The sequence below is a fragment of the Nocardioides iriomotensis genome (genome assembly GCF_004168035.1).
In the GTDB taxonomy this organism is placed as follows: Bacteria; Actinomycetota; Actinomycetes; order Propionibacteriales; family Nocardioidaceae; genus Nocardioides_B; species Nocardioides_B iriomotensis.
In genome coordinates, this window is record NZ_SDPU01000018.1 from 37,887 (window position 1) to 53,357 (window position 15,471).

A 15,471-nucleotide genomic window follows, 5' to 3' on the forward strand; every position below is an offset into this window, starting at 1 on the left:
CGGGGGTCAGCGGCCCTGGTTGGCGACCGCGGCGATCGCGTCCTTGGCGGCCTCGGGGTCGAGGTACTCCCCGCCCCTGGTCACCGGCCGCATGTCGCCGTCGAGCCGGTAGACGAGGGGGATGCCGGTCGGGATGTTGAGGCCGACCACGGCCTCCTCCGACATGCCGTCGAGGTGCTTCACGAGGGCGCGCAGCGAGTTGCCGTGGGCGGCGATGCAGACGACGTTGCCGGCCCGCAGGTCGGGCACCACGGCGTCGTACCAGTAGGGGAGCATGCGGTCGACGACGTCGGCGAGACACTCGGTGCGCGGCCGCACCTCGTCGGGCAGGGCGGCGTAGCGCGGGTCGCTGACCTGGCTGAACTCCGAGGAGTCGTCGAGCGGCGGCGGGGGCTCGGAGTAGGAGCGGCGCCAGAGCATGAACTGCTCCTCGCCGAACTCCTCGAGCGTGGCCTTCTTGTCCTTGCCCTGGAGCGCGCCGTAGTGCCGCTCGTTGAGGCGCCACGAGCGGCGGACCGGGATCCAGTGCCGCTCGCACTCGTCGAGGGCGAGCTGGGCGGTGGCGATCGCCCTGCGGAGCACCGAGGTGTGCAGCACGTCGGGGAGCACGCCGGCCTCGGCCATGAGCGTGCCGCCGCGGACCGCCTCGTCGCGGCCCTTCTCGGACAGGGCGACGTCGACCCAGCCGGTGAAGAGGTTCTTGGCGTTCCACTCGCTCTCGCCGTGGCGGAGCAGGACCAGGGTCGACTCAGCGCTCATGGCCGCAGGCTAGCGCGGCGCGATCGCGGCGCGGAGTGCCGTCCGGCGTCAGGAGACCGGGACGTCCTCGTAGGGGCCGCTGTGCGGCACCACCGGGGCCTGCAGCGTGACCGCCTCGGCGTTGTCGAAGGTGATCGTCAGCGGGACGAAGTTGCCGGACTCGACCCGGTCTCCGGTCACCGTGGCGCTGCCGTCGTCGACCGTGAGCACCCCGCCGGCGGGGATGTCGACCTGGTCGCCGAGCTCGACCTGCACGCCCCGGCCCGTGATGCCGGACAGCCCGTCGCCCTCGTCCTGGTTGTTGTTGGCGAAGGTCGCCACGAGCGTCCCGCTGCCCGGGGTGGCCGAGACGATGAGCACGTTGAGCGCGTCGACGTCGCCGTCCTGGGCGTTGACGCCGACGGTGGGGTTGTAGCGCTGGTCGGTCGGGGCGTCGAAGCCGCAGCCGGAGAGGCCGGCCGTCAGCACGGGCAGCGTCAGCGCGACGGCTGCGGTGGTGAGGCGACGACGAACGTTCACGACTGGGTCCTCTCGTACGAGCGCTGGCGGTCGCAGAGTCTATCTCTGGGCCTGGCTCCCCGCCCCATGGCCTGCTGCGCGCCGCCCTGTCGGCACCTCGCGGCGTTGTCGTCGACTCGACGACGCTTCGCGTCGCCTTCGCTCCTCCGCCTTGCGAGGCACTCGACATGACGACGCTCGCGACGGCCGAGGACGGGGAGCCAGGCCCACTCCGGGGCAGCTACTGCCGCAGGCCGACCGTCAGCGCCGTCCACACGATCCCGGCGGCGACGAGCAGCGTGTAGGCGCTCGCGGCGTAGAGCAGACGAGGCGCGCCGGTGCGCAGCGCGATGCGCAGCGGCAGGTGCCGGACGCCCGTCTCGCGGTCCTCGACGAGGTCGGGCAGCACGTTGAGCACGTGGATGCCGATGCCGAGCAGCGCCGCGAGCACGGTCATCTGGATCGTCGGCGGGCTGCCGTGCGACCCGCCGCCCCACCCGCCGTACGAGAGGAAGGCGGGGAGGAGCCCGAAGCTCACGGCGTACGGCAGCCAGGAGAGCCAGCTCTTCTGGAACCAGAGGTTGTAGAGCCATGCGCTGGCCACGGCGCCGAGGTGCGCGATCCCGGCCTCCGTGCCGTTGGCGACCGACAGCGGGATGACAGCCAGGGTGGCGACCGCGATGGCGAACGCGACCGTGCCGGGGTCGATCCAGCCCATCGCGACCGGCTTGTCCTGCCGGCCGACCTGGCGGTCCCGGCCGCGGTCGACGAGGTCGTTCATCCAGCCGACGGTGAGCTGGCCGGCGAGCACGGTGACCGCGACCAGCGCGCACTCGCGCAGCGGCCGTCCGGACAGCGCCGCGGCGGCCGTGAGACCGCCGGTCATGGCGATCGTCGGTAAAGGATGGGACGCCAGAGCGAGCGAGACGGCCGGGCCACGCCGCTTCCGGAACCTCATGGCCGGAGTATGTCCCAGCACGCACCCGGGTCAACGCGGACTGGCCGTTCGACCTGCGGTTATGTCCGTCCGGGCTACCTCGGACTGACCCCTCCCGGACACCGTCCGGGGGCCCGCACGGAAGCGCCGGCGGGCGGGTCGAGGCACAGGGATCGCGGTCCTGTCAAGCCTCGATGTGGCCTCTGACCTGCGCAAACGCGGCAGGGATAGCCCGCGGGACGTGTTATCCTAGTCACCTAGGAAGGGGTACTTGGCACATGACATTTACCGTGGGCGAAACGGTTGTTTACCCGAATCACGGCGCAGCGGTCATCGAGGACATCGAAACCCGACAGATCAAGGGGGAGGACAAGCAGTACCTGGTGCTGCGCATCGTCGCCCAGCAGGATCTCGTGGTGCGTGTCCCCGCTTGCAACCTGGACCTCGTCGGCGTCCGTGACGTCGTCGACAAGGAGGGCCTGGACCGCGTCTTCGACGTCCTGCGCGCCGCACACACCGAGGAGCCGACCAACTGGTCGCGCCGCTACAAGGCCAACCTCGAGAAGCTGCACTCCGGCGATGTCATGAAGGTGGCCGAGGTCGTCCGCGACCTGTGGCGCCGCGAGCGTGACCGCGGCCTGAGCGCCGGCGAGAAGCGGATGCTGGCCAAGGCGCGCCAGATCCTCGTCTCCGAGCTCGCGCTGGCCGAGCACACCAACGAGGACAAGGCCGAGGCCCTCCTCGACGAGGTGCTCGCCTCCTGAGCCGAGGCCCCGCCTCACGCACCGACACAACCGTCGACACCCCCGGACCGGCTCGGTCCGGGGGTGTCGTGCGTCCGGCACCCGAGCAGGGGTGGCGACGACGAGTTAGGTAAGGCTAACCTTCTCGAATGACCGCCGTCGCCGCCGTCGAGACCCCCCTCTGGCGCTTCTACCGCGTGACCGTCGCCGCCGTCACGCGGCTGAGCCCGAGCTTCGTCCGGGTCACCCTGACCGGGCCGGACCTCGACGAGGTCGCCGACAACGGCTACGACCAGCGCCTCAAGCTGGTCCTGCCCGCGCCCGACGGTGGCTTCGCGCACCTGGCCGAGGGTGGTGGCTCGGCCGGCTGGTACGCCGAGTGGCGCCTGCTCCCGGCCGAGCGGCGCCCCACGATCCGCACCTACACCGTGCGCGGCGTGCGGCCGGAGGCACGCGAGGTCGACATCGACATGGTGCTGCACGGCGAGAGCGGCCCCGCCTCGCGCTTCGCCTCGACCGCGCAGGTCGGCGACGTGGCGATGCTGATGGGACCGAACAGCCGGTACGCCGGGCGGCACGGCGGCCTGGAGTTCCGCCCGCCCGCCGGTCACACCGGCCCGACCCTGCTGGTCGGCGACGAGACCGCGGTGCCCGCCGTGCTCGCGATCGTCGACAGACTGCCGGACGACGCGTTCGGCGAGGTCGTGCTCGAGGTGCCCGACGCCGGCGACATCACCGACGCGCGGGTGCCCCCGGGCCTGCGGCTGACCTGGCTGGTGCGCCGCGGCGGCGGTTCCGCCCTGCCGGGCGGCGTCCGCGCCGCCGTCGAGCGGATCGGTGTCGAGGCGCTCGCCGCGCCGCAGGCGGTGCCGTCCGACGAGGCGGCCGAGGACGCGCCGCTGTGGGACGTCCCGGAGGACGCCCGCACGTCGGGGCTGTACGCGTGGCTGGCCGGCGAGTCGACGGTCATCACCGGCCTGCGCCGGTACCTCGTCCGCGAGCGCGGCGTCGACCGGCGGGGAGTCGCGTTCATGGGCTACTGGAAGGACGGCCGGCCCGAGTGCTGATCCGCCGCTGTTAGCCTGACCCGACCTGTCAGGCGAGCGGCGAGGAGCGGTGCGAGGTGGGTGCTGCCGTCGGAGTCGTGCCCCTCGAGGGGCGCGGGACGCTGCCGCTCGTGGAGCTGCACGGCGAGCCGATGTTCCTCCACCCGGTCCGCGCCCTGCTCCGCTCCGGCGTCGTCGACCGCGTGGTCGTCACGGCCGACGACCCCGCCGCGGCCGCGCCGTTCGTGGAGCGCCGGCGGCTGCACGTGGAGGTCGTCGCCGCCCCGGCGTTCTGGTCCTCCGCCGCCCGCACCGTGGTGCTGGCCGACCCGCTCTGCCCGCTGCTGCCCGAGGACTTCGTGGCCCGGGTCGTGACCGAGTCGGACGGGGAGGCCGCCGCCGGCTACCGGCCCGTGACCGACACCGTGAAGACCGTCGTCGACCAGCGCATCGCCGGCACTCTCGACCGGGACAAGCTCGCCGTCGTCGCGTCGCCGGTGGTCGTCCCGGCCGCGCTGGCCGCGCAGCGCCCGCCGGTCGACGACTTCGCCCTGCTCGCCGCCTGGCTGCGCGAGCGGGGTGGGCTGCGGCTGGTGAAGGCGCCGTCGATGGCGCGCCGGGTCGGCGACGAGTCCGCCGTACGCGTGCTGGAGTGCCTCGACGAGCTCGGCCGGCGGGTCCACGAGGGCTGACCACCCCGGACTTCCAGGCCCACCCCTGCACTTCCCGGGTGTCAGGTCGGCCTGGAAGTGCAGGAGTCCCTGGTGCACCAGGGACTCGCGCGGCCCCTCACCCCCGCCGGACCAGCGACCAGAACTCGCGGGCGAACTTGGCGGGCTGGCGCAGCACGGCGCCGGGGAGCGTGGTCCAGAACGTCCGGGGGTCGCGCAGGGCGCGGTGGTAGAGCCGCTGCGGCTTGCTGGCGACGCGCTGCTCGAGGTCGTGCAGGTACGCCGGGACGAGGGCGCGCTGGGTCATCGTCAGGTGGTGGCCGCAGCGCGTGCAGCGCGTGGACTCCAGCAGGCGGCCGGCGTAGTGCAGCTCGTGCTCGGTGACCAGCTCGCAGCGCTCGCACTCGAGGTCGGCGTGCTCGATCGTCATCGCGCGTCACCCGCCTTGTGCCGGCGCCAGGCCGCCCGGACGTGGGGCGCGGCGGACAGGTCGTAGTCGGCCTTGGCCAGCAGCCGCTCGGCGAGGAAGAGGTCCTCGGGGAAGGTGATCTTGATGTTGCGGGCGTCGCCGGTCACGCAGTGGACGGGGACGTCGGTGTAGCGCTCCACGCAGCTCGCGGTGTCGGTGCCGACGAAGCCCTCGGCGTCGGCGGCGGTGTAGGCGTCGAGGAGGGGGCCGGCGCGGAACGCCTGCGGGGTCTGTACGGCGACCGTGCGGGTGTCGACGCGGTCGCCGCCGTCGTGCAGGGCGGTGAGCGCCGGCTGGTCGATGACCGGCAGCGACCCGCCGTACTCCTCGGCGGCGAGGATGATGTCGCGGAACAGCGCGGCCGACGCGAGAGGCCGGGCGGCGTCGTGGATCACGACCACGTCGGTCTCACCGGCCTCGATCGCGGGACGCAGCGCGCACAGCGCCTTCCACTCCGACTCGTGCCGCGACGAGCCGCCGGTCACCACGACCACCTCGGTGTCGGGCAGCTCGCGGGCGAGGGTCGACCGCACGGTCTCCTGGTCGCCGTCCCGGACGACGAGCACGACGTGGCTGACGTGGGGGAGCGTCGTCGCCCACCGCACCGCCCACGTGAAGACCCGGCGGCCGGCCAGCGGGAGCAGCACCTTGTTGGTGTCGTGCCCGACCCGACGGCCCTCGCCCGCGGCCAGCATCACGAGGGCAGCGCGCGGCGGGACCGGACCGGTGGGGGGCACGCGCCAACGGTAGCCGCAGGCCCCGGGCGCCGACGGCGCCCGGGGCCTGCGTGCTCGTGCGGCGCATCCTCAGCGGCGGATCAACGCCGCCAGGTCGTCGAGCGACGGGACGCCGGACTCGGCCATCGCGTCCTGCATCCGGCGCAGCTTGACGATCGTCGAGGACTCGTCGAGGTCGACGTCGTCGTAGGTGAGCAGGTGGTCGACGGGGACGTCGTGCTTGAGGGTCGCCCCCGCCAGCACGCCGAGCGGTACGGCGCCGTCCCGCGCGAAGTCCGACGCGTCGTCGATCAGGCCGCGGACCATCATGCCGCCGACTCCGTCGATCTTCTCGCCGGCCTGCAGCGCCCGCTTGGTGGTCGCCCCGACCTCGGCGGTCCAGTGCTCGGCGACCAGCGACGGCCGGTTGTCGAGCGCCATCTCGCACACCGTGAGCGGTGCCTCGATGCTGGCGAGGTGGTAGGGCCGGTACAGCGAGAAGTACGGCCCGTCACCCATCTGGAGGTAGGTCATCTCGTGGTTGACGTACGGGTCGTCGGTGCGGACCACCACGAACACGCCCGGGGCCACCGGACCGGTGCAGTAGTCCACCACCCCGGCCTTCTCGAGCACGCCGCCGTCCTCCTTGAGGGCGAACGTCTGGTGCAGCTCGGGCACCGTGGACGGCGGGCCGTGCATGCCGCGGGTGCTGACCCCGAGGCCCGTCGTGTTGGCCAGCGCGGCCATCTCGATCATCGCCTTGGAGCCGTCGACGAACGAGCACAGCATCTTCGGGTTCATCTGCTTGGTGCGGGCGCGCTCGGCGAGCGACTCGGGGGTCGCGTAGATGTCGAGCGGGTTGTTCTTCCCCTTGCCGGCGCAGACGACGTCGAAGGACAGGTCCCGGGCGTAGTCGACCAGGATCTTGGTCTCGACCGGCTCGTCACCGCGGCAGACCGAGTAGATCGCTCCGGCCTTCTCGGCCACGACCTTCATCAGCGCGCCGATGGTGACGTCGGACTCGACGTTGAGGGTGGCGATGCCCTTGCCGCTGAGCAGCGACTCGAGCGCCACCCGGGCGCCGACGTCGGGTACGCCGGTCGCCTCGACGACGACGTCGAGCGGGAGCGCGCCCAGCTCGTCGATGCCGCCGAGGGCGACGGATCCCCCGTTCTCGATGGCCTGCACGGCCGCGTCGGTGGTGGTGGCGCCGTCCGGCGTGATGCCGGCCTGGGTGAGCGCCTCCTCCGCGCGGTCGCGCTGGACGTCGAGGACGGCGGAGAGGCTGACGCCGGGCATCCGGAGCAGCTGGGCCGCGAAGCCGCGGCCCATCTGCCCGGCGCCGACCAGCCCCACGCGGAGCGGGCGGCCGATCTCGGCCTCGCGGGCCTGGAGACGTGCGCGGTAGCTCATGTGTGCTGCTCCCTGGAGTTTCCTGGACGGGTGATTCGGAAGTGGTCGCCTACCCGCAGCAGGGGCAGGTCGCCGACCCGGACGCAGACGTCGCCGGGAAGGTTGGGCTCGGTGCGGCCGTCGGCCTTGAGGTCGAGGTGGCCGAGGTTGAGGAGGTTGTCGCGGACCACGGGTCCGACGGCGAGGACCTCGAGCTCGGTGCTCCCGACCTGGAGGAGGTCGCCGGCCCGGGGGCCGTCGTCCTCCAGGGTCGCCTTGTGCAGCACCGACATGTCGTGCAGCTCCACCGGTGACTGCGCCCCGAAGAAGATGAGCAGGCCATGGCCGAGGAAGGCCTCGACCTGGCCGCCCACCTGCGTGACTTCGGACTCGTAGACGACCGTCGCGCCGGAGGCCGTCATGTCTGTTCCACGTCGTCGGGCTTCACCCCGGAGACGAAGAGCTCCTCGGTGATGAACTGGGCGAGGGGTCCCGCAGGGCTCGTCGCGTGGATGTCGACCGTCTTGACCTTCTTCATCGGGTAGACGCCCACGCGGGCGGTACCACCGCAGTCGATGACGGCGACGGCCAGCTTGTCGAACGGTGCGGAGCCGGAGAAGCCGTCGATCACCTCGCCGCCGGTGAGGTCGGCGATCCGCTGGGCGACGGGGTGGATCCCCCCGCCCGTGATCGACGCGATCAGCGGCTTGTCCTCGGTGGGGGTGATGGTGAGCGGGCCACCCCAGCCACCTCGACCCTTGGACACGCGGACGGACTTGTAGTCGGGCATCGGTGTACTCCTCTGGTTGGGCTAGTTGCTCGCGGACGTGTAGAGCCCGAAGCTGGCGAAGTAGGCGATGACCACCGACGCCGGACCGGTGAAGAGCCGGGAGACGAGCACGGCGGGCACGCCGATCTCGACGGTCTTCTCCTCCGCCTCGCCGAGGGCCAGGCCCACCGGGATGAAGTCACAGCCGACCTGGGGGTCGATGGCGAACAGCGCCGGGAGTGCGTACTGCGGCGGGATGTCGCCGGCACCGATCCGGGTGCCGAGCAGGACGCCGACCACCTGGGCGATCACGGCGCCGGGGCCGAGCACCGGCGAGAGCACCGGGATGGCGCAGAAGATGCTGATCACGACCAGGCCGAGCAGGCTGCTCGCCAGCGGCTCGATCAGGTGCGCCAGCCAGTCGCCGAGGCCGGTCTCGTTGATGATGCCGATGAGCACGGCGATGAACGCCATGAACGGCAGGATGTTCCGGATGACGGTGTCGATCGAGTCGCGACCGGCCTGGTAGAGGGTGCCCACCACGCCGCCGACGGTCTTGCCGACCGTGACCAGGACCTTGTTGAAGGTGTTCATGGCGCCGCCGCCACCGGACTTCGTCGTGTCGGTCGTGGTCATGCCGCCACCTCCTCAGTGGTCGAGCGCCGCATCATGCGGGCGGTGATGAGCTCGGTCACGATGCCCCGCATGAGGATCACGACCAGGCCGACCAGCAGGTAGCGGACGGCCAGCTCGCTGGTGTTGAGGCCGAGCTGGGTGATGCCGGTGGCGATGCCCAGGTAGACGAAGAGCTCACCGGCGTTGGCGTGCGGGAAGATGCCGGTGATGGGGTGCACGAAGCTCACGGCCGAGTCGTAGAACGCCGGCTTGTAGCGCTCCGGCAGGAAGCGGCCCATCGTGTAGCACATGGGGTTGGTCAGGAAGAAGACCGAGAGGCCCGGGAAGATCAGGTACCGGACGGGGTAGTAGATGATGCCCGGCCGTGCGGCGTACTCGCCGACCTTGTCGATGCGCTCGGGCCCGATCATGTGGATCAGTGCGTTCACGAAGGTGAGCAGCACGATCAGGGTCGGGATGATCCCCACGACCAGGCCGACGAAGACCTCGCCGCCGGCCTGGAACAGCCCGATGAACCAGTCCGCCGCGTTGGCGAGAACGCCGAAGAACCCGGTGGGTTCATCGACTTGTGGTTGTTCGGCGGCGAAGGCGATGCCTGCCGCCAGGTGTGCGAGTGGCATGATGACTCCTCATCGAGCGGGCCAGATTCCTGGCCGTGGTGGTGCTGCCTGGCACCGGTTCAGTGGTTGAGGTATCCCTCGGTGGAGGCGTCGGTCGGGGGTTGCCGCCCTCGACCGGCGCCGGTTGTGCGCCTCAGGCGGGTGCGGGCCTGCGGTTCTTCAGGAAGTCGGCCGCCTGCCGGGCTGCCTCCCGCTGTTGTGGGCTGACGCCCGTCAGGTCGCGGTCGCCGCGAAGCTGGCTGACCTTGACCCCGAAGAGCGCCGGGAGCGGACGGCTCCGGGCGAACGTGGTCCATCCCTGGAGGCTGACCGCGTTGCGGACGAACCCGCGGTCGTCGACGGCGATGGCGACGAACGCACGCCCACCCCGGTAGCGGCGTCCTCCGCGTCCCACGCTGACGGCTCCGTCCTTGCGGAGCGCGCGGGTCGCGCGGTTGAACTCCTGGCTCTGCCGGTAGGCGAGGACCTGCTGGATGATCGTGCCGCCGACCACCGCGGCGAGGAGCAGGAGGGGGGTCATGAGCTCTTCCTTCGTTCGGGGGGAACCGGGGTGGGCTCGCTGAGCAGCATGCGAGCCAGCACCTCGTCACACACCAGGGAGTCGACGAGACGGCCCCGGAGGGCGCCGAGGACACCGGGGGTCTTGGCCCGGCCGTGGGCCACCCCGACGACGTTGGGGATGTTGCGGAGGTCATCGAGGTCGAGCGCCAGGATGCGGGCGGCGACCGCGCCCTTCACCTCGTGACCCTCGGCGTCGTAGTAACGGGCGGCCAGGTCGCCGACCGGCTCCGCGGCCCAGAACTCCTTCTCCTCGCGCGGCGTGAGCTGCAGCGAGGAGAGGATCGCGGCGGACGACCCGTGGCTCGGCGTGCCGATGCCGACGAACGCCAGGTCGGCGGAGCGGGCGAGGTCGAGGATCTCGACGATCGACTGCTCGGCGAGCAGGGCGTCGCGAGCCATCGCCGAGGTGAGGGTGGCCGGAGCGTGCAGGTTGACGTAGTCGGCCCCGAGCCTGGTCGCCAGCTCGCGGACGAGCTCGGCGCCGCTGATCTCGTTGCTGATCGACGAGAGGCCGCCGACGAGCTGGGCGAGGGTGAGGTGGTAGTCGCGCTGCACCTCCACGGCGTAGACCATCGCCTGGAGCGCGTGGCCCCAGGAGAGCGCGACGGTCATGTTGTCCGCGACCCGCTCCATGAGCAGCTGGGCCGCCTGCTGCCCGACCTGGTCCTCGACCTTCACCGAGACGGCCGGACCGCGCTGGGCGACCCGGACGTCGATGAGGCCGAACCGGTGCCGCAGCTCCTCCTCGAGCTGGGGCACCCGGCCCGACGGGTCGTTGATCGTGATGGTGACGATCCCCTGCCTCTGGGCCTCGGTGAGCATCCGCGAGACGTTGGACCGGGAGGTCCCCAGCTCGCGGGCGATCTCGGCCTGCGACTGGTTCTCGAGGTAGTACAGGCGCGCCGCGGCCAGCAGGGTGCTGGGGTCGCGCGGAGCGGGCATGTTCACCTCTGTGCGGATCGTTCTCACATCTGTCCACGTATTCGAGCATGTGACGCCGGTCACGTCAAGCAGCGGAAGCGTGGTCATTTCGGGTGGTTCTCAGGCCTGGGTCAGCCGGCGCACGAACGCGTCGAGCAGGCCGGCGGCGTGCGCCCCGTCGCCGACCCGGTGGTCGACGGTGAGGCCGGCCGTCAGGGTCAGGGCCAGTCCGACACCGCCGGGGACGGCGACGGGGCGCGGCTTGATGGAGCCGAGTGCGAGCACGCTCGCCTGCGGCGGGGTGACGAGGGCCTGGAAGCGGTCCACGCCCATGCCCCCGAGGTTGGACAGCGAGCCGTTGGCGACGCCGAGGTACGCCGGGTCGAGGCGACCGCTGTGGGCCGCCGTGACGACGTGCTTGACCTCCGCGTCGAGCTCGCGCGGGTCGCGGGCGTCGGGCTCGAGGAACACCGGCACGAGCAGGCCGCCCTCGGTGGCCACCGCGAGCGCGACGGCGGGCGGGCCGCTGGGCACGGCGGCGCCCCGGCCGTCGAGCGCCGTGGCGTCCCAGCGGTTCAGCAAGTCGGGCACCTCGCGGAGCGCCGCGGCGTAGGCCTGCAGCAGGGACGTCGTCCAGGACACGCCCTGCTGCCGGCGTACGGCGTTCGCCTCGTCGAGGAGCACGTCGCGCCAGACGGTGAACTGCGGGACGGCGGCGGACTCGGTCATCTTGCGGGCCACGGCGGCGCGGATCATCGCGCTGCGGTCCTTCTGCGGCTTCGCCGCGGTGGCCGGGGCTGCAGCGGCCGGCGCCGGGGCCGCGGGTGCGGCCGGTGCGGCCGGCCGGCTGACCTGCTCGACGTCGGCCACGGTGACGCGGCCCTCGGGGCCGGACCCGGTGACGGTCGCGAGGTCGACGCCGCGCTCGCGGGCGAGGCCGCGGGCGCGCGGCACGGCGGCGACCGGCCCGGGCTGGGACGGCACGGCCTCCCACTCGGTGTGGTCGTCGGAGTGGTCGGGGGCGAGGGTGTCGGCCGCGGGCAGCGGTGCGGCCGCGGCGGCGGGCTCGGGCTCCGGCTCCGGCTCCGGCTCGGGAGCGAGCAGGTCGCCGAGGCCGAGGCCGTCCTCCTCGCCCTCGAGGTACCCGATCGGCTCGCCGACCGCGACCATCCCCGACTCGACGGTGATCTCGACGAGCGTGCCGGCGGCGGTGCTCTCGACCTCCATGTCGACCTTGTCGGTCATGACCTCGCACACGACGTCGCCGACGGCGATCTCGTCGCCGACCTTGGTCAGCCAGGAGGACACCTCGCCCTCGGTCATCGTCATGGACATCTTGGGCATCAGGATCGGGATGCGCGCCATGGGTCAGGAGTCCTTCATCAGCGAGCGGGCGGCGTCGACGATGCCGTCCACCTGGGGGACGGCGGCCGTCTCGAGCTGCGGGGCGTAGGGGATCGGCACGTCGAGACCGCTCAGCCGGCGGATCGGTGCGAGCAGCCGGTAGATCGCGGGCGACTCGACGATGCGCGAGGCGATCTCGGCGGTGAAGCCGACGTGGCCCGGTGCCTCCTGCACCAGCAGCGCGCGGCCGGTCCGCGAGACGTCCTCGAGGATCGGGGCGTCGTCGAGCGGGCTCAGCGTGCGCGGGTCGATGACGGACACGTCGATGCCGTCGGCGGCGAGGCGCTCAGCGGCCTCGAGGCTGCGCTGCACCATGACGCCGGTGGCCACGATCGTGACGTCGCGGCCACGACGGCGTACGGCGGTCTTCCCGAGGGGAACCCGGCCGGCGCCCTCGGGCACGGGGCCGGAGGTGCGGTAGAGCAGCTTGTGCTCGAGCACGATGACCGGGTTGGGGTCGTCGATCGCGGACAGCAGCAGGCCCTTGGCGTCCTCGGCGGTCGCGGGCATCACGACCTTGAGGCCGGGCACGTGCGCGAACCACGCCTCGAGGCTCTGCGAGTGCTGCGCGGCCGCGCCGGTGCCGGAGCCGAGCGGGGCGCGCAGCACCATCGGCACCTCGGCGGCGCCGCCGAGCATGAAGTGGATCTTGGCGGCCTGGTTGACGATCTGGTCCATCGCCTGGCAGGTGAAGTCGGAGAACTGGATCTCCACGACCGGCCGCATGCCCGCGAGCGCGGCGCCGACGGCCGCGCCGACGATCCCGAGCTCGGAGATCGGGGTGTCCCGGACCCGCTCCGCCCCGAAGCGGTGGTAGAGGTCCCCGGTGACGCCGAAGGCACCGCCGTACACGCCGATGTCCTCGCCGAGCACGAACACGCGCTCGTCGGCCGACATGGCCTCGGCGAGCGCCTCGCGGACGGCCTCGCTGTAGGTGATCACGCGTCCCTGGTCGGTCGTGCCGGCGGGAGCGGTGGGGGTGGCAGTCATGGTGGCGGCTCCTGCGCGGTCAGGCGGTGGCGGGGGCGAAGACGGCCTCGAGGAGGTCGTCCGGGCGGGCGTCGGGGGCGGCGTTGGCGGCGCGGACGGCGGTGCGGATGTCCTCGGTGGCCTGCGCGCGGACCGCGTCGATGGCCGCCTGGTCGAGGACGCCGCGCTCGACCACGGACCGCTCGAACCGGATGATCGGGTCGCGGTCACGCCACTCGGAGATCTCCTCCTTGGTCCGGTAGAGGTTCTTGTCGGACTTGGAGTGGCCCTTCCAGCGGTAGGTCACGGACTCCACGAGGGTCGGGCCCTCGCCGTTGCGGGCGCGCTCGACGGCGGCGGCGACGACCTCGTTGACGGCCTCGACGTCGTTGCCGTCGACGGTGACGCCCGGGATGCCGTAGCCGACGGCACGGTCGGCGATGTTCTCGATGGCGAAGGACTTCTCGGTCGAGAAGGACATGCCGTACTTGTTGTTCTCGCAGAGGAAGATCACCGGCAGCTTCCAGATCGCGGCCAGGTTCACCGCCTCGTGGAACGCGCCCTCGTTGGCGGCGCCGTCGCCGAAGAAGCTCACGACGACACGGTCCAGCCCCTGCAGCTGGTAGGCGAGGCCGGCGCCGGCGGCGATCGGGATGCCGCCTGCGACGATGCCGTTGGCGCCGAGGTTGCCGGTCGCGACGTCGGCGATGTGCATCGAGCCGCCGCGGCCGCGGCAGTAGCCGGTCTCCTTGGCGAGAAGCTCGGCCATCATCCGCTCGAGGTCGGCACCCTTGGCGATGCAGTGCCCGTGCCCGCGGTGGGTCGAGGTGATGGCGTCGTCGTCGCGCAGCGCGAAGCAGGTGCCGGTCGCGGAGGCCTCCTGCCCGATGGACAGGTGCATGGTGCCGTGCATCAGGCCGCGGGCGAAGAGGTCGTCCACGGCCTCCTCGAAGCGGCGGATCTGCCACATGGTCCTCAGGGTGCGGGTGGCCGTCGTCGCGTCGTCGCCGAGCTTGCTCATGCTACGGTCCTATCTGCACATCTGTGCATATGGTTTTCACGTATGTACGCACGGTAGGTGACGGACGTCACCGCTGGCAAGACCCGAACGGACCAGCCCCCCGGATTCCGGAAGACGTCCGGCGAGAGAGTTCACAGACCGGACACAGCGGGCGTGGGCGCCGGAAACATCGAATGCCTAGCGTCGTCGTCACGACCCCGGGAGCCCCGGCCCTCCCTGGAGATCCCGGGGTCGTCGGAACACCGATCGCGCCGGCCACGGGCCCGCCCTTGGGACTGGTCGAGAAGCAACGGGCTCCGGGACAACGGCGTCCCGGTGGCCCGTGGCCGGCGACGATCGCCCGGTCCGGCGCGCCGTTCGTTTTCACTGCTGAAACACGACCGCGACGCGGGGATAACGTCTGCTTCCTAGCGTGGCCGCGTGGGGACGATCGCATCGACGCCGGCGGCCGCCGAGGGCGCCGAGGACGGGTGGAACCCGGTCTGCGCCTTCGTGGCGCTCCCCGTCGAGCGCGGCGTCACCGCGCTCGCGCAGGGCACGGCGGTGGCACTGTTCCGCACGTACGACGACCAGGTCTACGCGCTGGGCAACCACGACCCGCTGACCCGCACCGGCGTGCTCGCGAAGGGCATCGTCGGCACCCGCGGGGGCGTGCCGTTCGTGGCGTCGCCCGTGCACCGCAAGGCCTTCGACCTGCGCACCGGCCGCTGCCTCGACGACCCGCACGTGTCGGTGCCCAGTTACCCGGTCCGGATCGTCGACGGGACGGTGTACGTCGGCCCGCGGCTCACGTTCCGCGGCCCGTGAGCCAGGGACGGGTCAGCCGGTGGTCACGACGAGCGCGGTGGCGATCGCGGCGACACCCTCGCCGCGGCCGGTGAGGCCGAGGCCGTCGGTGGTCGTCGCCGACACCGTGACCGGCGCACCGGCGGCCTGCGACAGCGCCAGCTGCGCCTCGGCCCGGCGGGGCCCGATCCGCGGCCGGTTGCCGATCACCTGGACCGCGACGTTGCCGATCTCGTAGCCGGCGGCGCGGACGCGCCGGGCCGTCTCGGCCAGGAGCCGCGCACCGGACGCGCCGGCCCACTCCGGCTCCGCCGTACCGAAGTGGGAGCCGAGGTCGCCGAGGCCCGCGGCCGACAGCAGCGCGTCGCAGCACGCGTGCGCGGCGACGTCGCCGTCGGAGTGCCCGGCCAGACCCTGCGGCTCGTCCGGGAAGGCCAGTCCGGCCAGGTGCATCGGGACGCCGTCGGCGAGCTTGTGCACGTCGGTGCCGATGCCGGTGCGGGGGAGAGGCATGCCCGCATCATGCCCGGGTGCCGGCCCGTCCGCCTTGCCG

20 protein-coding genes are annotated in these 15,471 nt (G+C 72.3%); 4 read left to right on the plus strand and 16 right to left on the minus strand.

Annotated features, from left to right (window positions below):
- Nucleotides 1–6: 6 nt before the first annotated feature.
- From ETU37_RS05970 to ETU37_RS05980, 3 genes are all read right to left on the minus strand, one after another.
- Complete coding sequence (locus ETU37_RS05970) at nucleotides 7–759, minus strand: phosphoglyceromutase (RefSeq protein ID WP_129986317.1); 753 nt, start codon at nucleotides 757–759, stop codon at nucleotides 7–9.
- 48 nt (nucleotides 760–807) lie between these two features.
- On the minus strand, nucleotides 808–1,278 hold the full coding sequence (locus ETU37_RS05975) for a hypothetical protein (protein ID WP_129986318.1): 471 nt from the start codon (nucleotides 1,276–1,278) through the stop codon (nucleotides 808–810).
- Between the two features lie 220 nt (nucleotides 1,279–1,498).
- Nucleotides 1,499–2,143, minus strand: coding sequence for a UbiA family prenyltransferase (locus ETU37_RS05980; protein ID WP_165372422.1), 645 nt, complete (start codon nucleotides 2,141–2,143; stop codon nucleotides 1,499–1,501).
- Nucleotides 2,144–2,472: 329 nt separating this feature from the next.
- On the opposite strand from ETU37_RS05980, the gene ETU37_RS05985 reads away from it, so the two are divergent.
- The 3 genes from ETU37_RS05985 (at nucleotide 2,473) to ETU37_RS05995 (ending at nucleotide 4,675) form a co-directional block, all read left to right on the plus strand.
- On the plus strand, nucleotides 2,473–2,958 hold the full coding sequence (locus ETU37_RS05985; protein ID WP_129986321.1) for a CarD family transcriptional regulator: 486 nt from the start codon (nucleotides 2,473–2,475) through the stop codon (nucleotides 2,956–2,958).
- 128 nt (nucleotides 2,959–3,086) lie between these two features.
- Nucleotides 3,087–4,004 carry a siderophore-interacting protein gene (locus tag ETU37_RS05990; RefSeq protein WP_129986323.1) on the plus strand — a complete coding sequence of 306 codons (918 nt, stop codon included), beginning with the start codon at nucleotides 3,087–3,089 and terminating at the stop codon, nucleotides 4,002–4,004.
- A 56-nt stretch (nucleotides 4,005–4,060) separates the two neighbouring features.
- Entirely contained in the window at nucleotides 4,061–4,675 is a 615-nt protein-coding gene (locus ETU37_RS05995; protein WP_129986325.1) for a 2-C-methyl-D-erythritol 4-phosphate cytidylyltransferase, read from the plus strand.
- A gap of 97 nt (nucleotides 4,676–4,772) precedes the next feature.
- Here the strand turns inward: ETU37_RS05995 and ETU37_RS06000 are convergent, their stop codons facing one another.
- From ETU37_RS06000 to ETU37_RS06055, 12 genes are all read right to left on the minus strand, one after another.
- Complete coding sequence (locus tag ETU37_RS06000) at nucleotides 4,773–5,084, minus strand: hypothetical protein (RefSeq protein ID WP_129986327.1); 312 nt, start codon at nucleotides 5,082–5,084, stop codon at nucleotides 4,773–4,775.
- A complete protein-coding gene (locus ETU37_RS06005; RefSeq protein ID WP_240755564.1) occupies nucleotides 5,081–5,860 on the minus strand; it encodes an IspD/TarI family cytidylyltransferase in 780 nt (259 codons plus the stop codon). The genes ETU37_RS06000 and ETU37_RS06005 overlap by 4 nt, the downstream gene beginning before the upstream one ends.
- A gap of 69 nt (nucleotides 5,861–5,929) precedes the next feature.
- Nucleotides 5,930–7,252, minus strand: coding sequence for an NAD(P)H-dependent oxidoreductase (locus ETU37_RS06010; RefSeq protein WP_129986329.1), 1,323 nt, complete (start codon nucleotides 7,250–7,252; stop codon nucleotides 5,930–5,932).
- On the minus strand, nucleotides 7,249–7,653 hold the full coding sequence (locus ETU37_RS06015; RefSeq protein ID WP_129986331.1) for a PTS glucitol/sorbitol transporter subunit IIA: 405 nt from the start codon (nucleotides 7,651–7,653) through the stop codon (nucleotides 7,249–7,251). The genes ETU37_RS06010 and ETU37_RS06015 overlap by 4 nt, the downstream gene beginning before the upstream one ends.
- Nucleotides 7,650–8,021 carry a PTS glucitol/sorbitol transporter subunit IIB gene (locus tag ETU37_RS06020; protein WP_129986333.1) on the minus strand — a complete coding sequence of 124 codons (372 nt, stop codon included), beginning with the start codon at nucleotides 8,019–8,021 and terminating at the stop codon, nucleotides 7,650–7,652. Before ETU37_RS06020 ends, ETU37_RS06015 begins: the two co-directional genes overlap by 4 nt.
- 21 nt (nucleotides 8,022–8,042) lie before the next feature.
- Nucleotides 8,043–8,636 (minus strand): PTS glucitol/sorbitol transporter subunit IIB, encoded by a 594-nt coding sequence (locus ETU37_RS06025; protein ID WP_129986335.1) that lies wholly within the window; start codon nucleotides 8,634–8,636, stop codon nucleotides 8,043–8,045.
- Entirely contained in the window at nucleotides 8,633–9,256 is a 624-nt protein-coding gene (gene srlA / locus ETU37_RS06030) for a PTS glucitol/sorbitol transporter subunit IIC (protein ID WP_129986337.1), read from the minus strand. The genes ETU37_RS06025 and srlA overlap by 4 nt, the downstream gene beginning before the upstream one ends.
- Nucleotides 9,257–9,389: 133 nt before the next feature.
- On the minus strand, nucleotides 9,390–9,776 hold the full coding sequence (locus ETU37_RS06035; protein WP_129986339.1) for a transcriptional regulator GutM: 387 nt from the start codon (nucleotides 9,774–9,776) through the stop codon (nucleotides 9,390–9,392).
- A complete protein-coding gene (locus ETU37_RS06040) occupies nucleotides 9,773–10,759 on the minus strand; it encodes a sugar-binding transcriptional regulator (protein WP_129986341.1) in 987 nt (328 codons plus the stop codon). Before ETU37_RS06040 ends, ETU37_RS06035 begins: the two co-directional genes overlap by 4 nt.
- Before the next feature lie 99 nt (nucleotides 10,760–10,858).
- Nucleotides 10,859–12,103 carry a dihydrolipoamide acetyltransferase family protein gene (locus ETU37_RS06045; RefSeq protein WP_129986343.1) on the minus strand — a complete coding sequence of 415 codons (1,245 nt, stop codon included), beginning with the start codon at nucleotides 12,101–12,103 and terminating at the stop codon, nucleotides 10,859–10,861.
- Nucleotides 12,104–12,106: 3 nt separating this feature from the next.
- Entirely contained in the window at nucleotides 12,107–13,132 is a 1,026-nt protein-coding gene (locus tag ETU37_RS06050) for an alpha-ketoacid dehydrogenase subunit beta (RefSeq protein ID WP_129986345.1), read from the minus strand.
- Nucleotides 13,133–13,151: 19 nt separating this feature from the next.
- Complete coding sequence (locus tag ETU37_RS06055) at nucleotides 13,152–14,132, minus strand: thiamine pyrophosphate-dependent dehydrogenase E1 component subunit alpha (RefSeq protein WP_129986347.1); 981 nt, start codon at nucleotides 14,130–14,132, stop codon at nucleotides 13,152–13,154.
- 420 nt (nucleotides 14,133–14,552) lie between these two features.
- On the opposite strand from ETU37_RS06055, the gene nirD reads away from it, so the two are divergent.
- A complete protein-coding gene (gene nirD / locus ETU37_RS06060; RefSeq protein WP_276319671.1) occupies nucleotides 14,553–14,939 on the plus strand; it encodes a nitrite reductase small subunit NirD in 387 nt (128 codons plus the stop codon).
- Nucleotides 14,940–14,951: 12 nt separating this feature from the next.
- On the opposite strand, the gene ispF is transcribed toward nirD, so the two are convergent.
- Nucleotides 14,952–15,431: a 2-C-methyl-D-erythritol 2,4-cyclodiphosphate synthase gene (ispF, locus tag ETU37_RS06065; RefSeq protein WP_129986349.1), complete on the minus strand. Its 480-nt coding sequence runs from the start codon at nucleotides 15,429–15,431 to the stop codon at nucleotides 14,952–14,954.
- Between the last annotated feature and the right edge of the window lie 40 nt (nucleotides 15,432–15,471).

Excerpts from the sequence above, each read along its gene's own strand:
- ETU37_RS05970 (WP_129986317.1), bottom strand. The coding sequence starts at position 759 with ATGAGCGCTGAGTCGACCCTGGTCCTGCTCCGCCACGGCGAGAGCGAG.
- ETU37_RS05980 (WP_165372422.1), bottom strand. The coding sequence starts at position 2,143 with ATGACCGGCGGTCTCACGGCCGCCGCGGCGCTGTCCGGACGGCCGCTG.
- ETU37_RS05985 (WP_129986321.1), top strand. The coding sequence starts at position 2,473 with ATGACATTTACCGTGGGCGAAACGGTTGTTTACCCGAATCACGGCGCA.
- ETU37_RS05990 (WP_129986323.1), top strand. The coding sequence starts at position 3,087 with ATGACCGCCGTCGCCGCCGTCGAGACCCCCCTCTGGCGCTTCTACCGC.
- ETU37_RS06000 (WP_129986327.1), bottom strand. The coding sequence starts at position 5,084 with ATGACGATCGAGCACGCCGACCTCGAGTGCGAGCGCTGCGAGCTGGTC.
- ETU37_RS06010 (WP_129986329.1), bottom strand. The coding sequence starts at position 7,252 with ATGAGCTACCGCGCACGTCTCCAGGCCCGCGAGGCCGAGATCGGCCGC.
- ETU37_RS06015 (WP_129986331.1), bottom strand. The coding sequence starts at position 7,653 with ATGACGGCCTCCGGCGCGACGGTCGTCTACGAGTCCGAAGTCACGCAG.
- ETU37_RS06020 (WP_129986333.1), bottom strand. The coding sequence starts at position 8,021 with ATGCCCGACTACAAGTCCGTCCGCGTGTCCAAGGGTCGAGGTGGCTGG.
- ETU37_RS06025 (WP_129986335.1), bottom strand. The coding sequence starts at position 8,636 with ATGACCACGACCGACACGACGAAGTCCGGTGGCGGCGGCGCCATGAAC.
- srlA (WP_129986337.1), bottom strand. The coding sequence starts at position 9,256 with ATGCCACTCGCACACCTGGCGGCAGGCATCGCCTTCGCCGCCGAACAA.
- ETU37_RS06035 (WP_129986339.1), bottom strand. The coding sequence starts at position 9,776 with ATGACCCCCCTCCTGCTCCTCGCCGCGGTGGTCGGCGGCACGATCATC.
- ETU37_RS06040 (WP_129986341.1), bottom strand. The coding sequence starts at position 10,759 with ATGCCCGCTCCGCGCGACCCCAGCACCCTGCTGGCCGCGGCGCGCCTG.
- ETU37_RS06045 (WP_129986343.1), bottom strand. The coding sequence starts at position 12,103 with ATGGCGCGCATCCCGATCCTGATGCCCAAGATGTCCATGACGATGACC.
- ETU37_RS06050 (WP_129986345.1), bottom strand. The coding sequence starts at position 13,132 with ATGACTGCCACCCCCACCGCTCCCGCCGGCACGACCGACCAGGGACGC.
- ETU37_RS06055 (WP_129986347.1), bottom strand. The coding sequence starts at position 14,132 with ATGAGCAAGCTCGGCGACGACGCGACGACGGCCACCCGCACCCTGAGG.
- ispF (WP_129986349.1), bottom strand. The coding sequence starts at position 15,431 with ATGCCTCTCCCCCGCACCGGCATCGGCACCGACGTGCACAAGCTCGCC.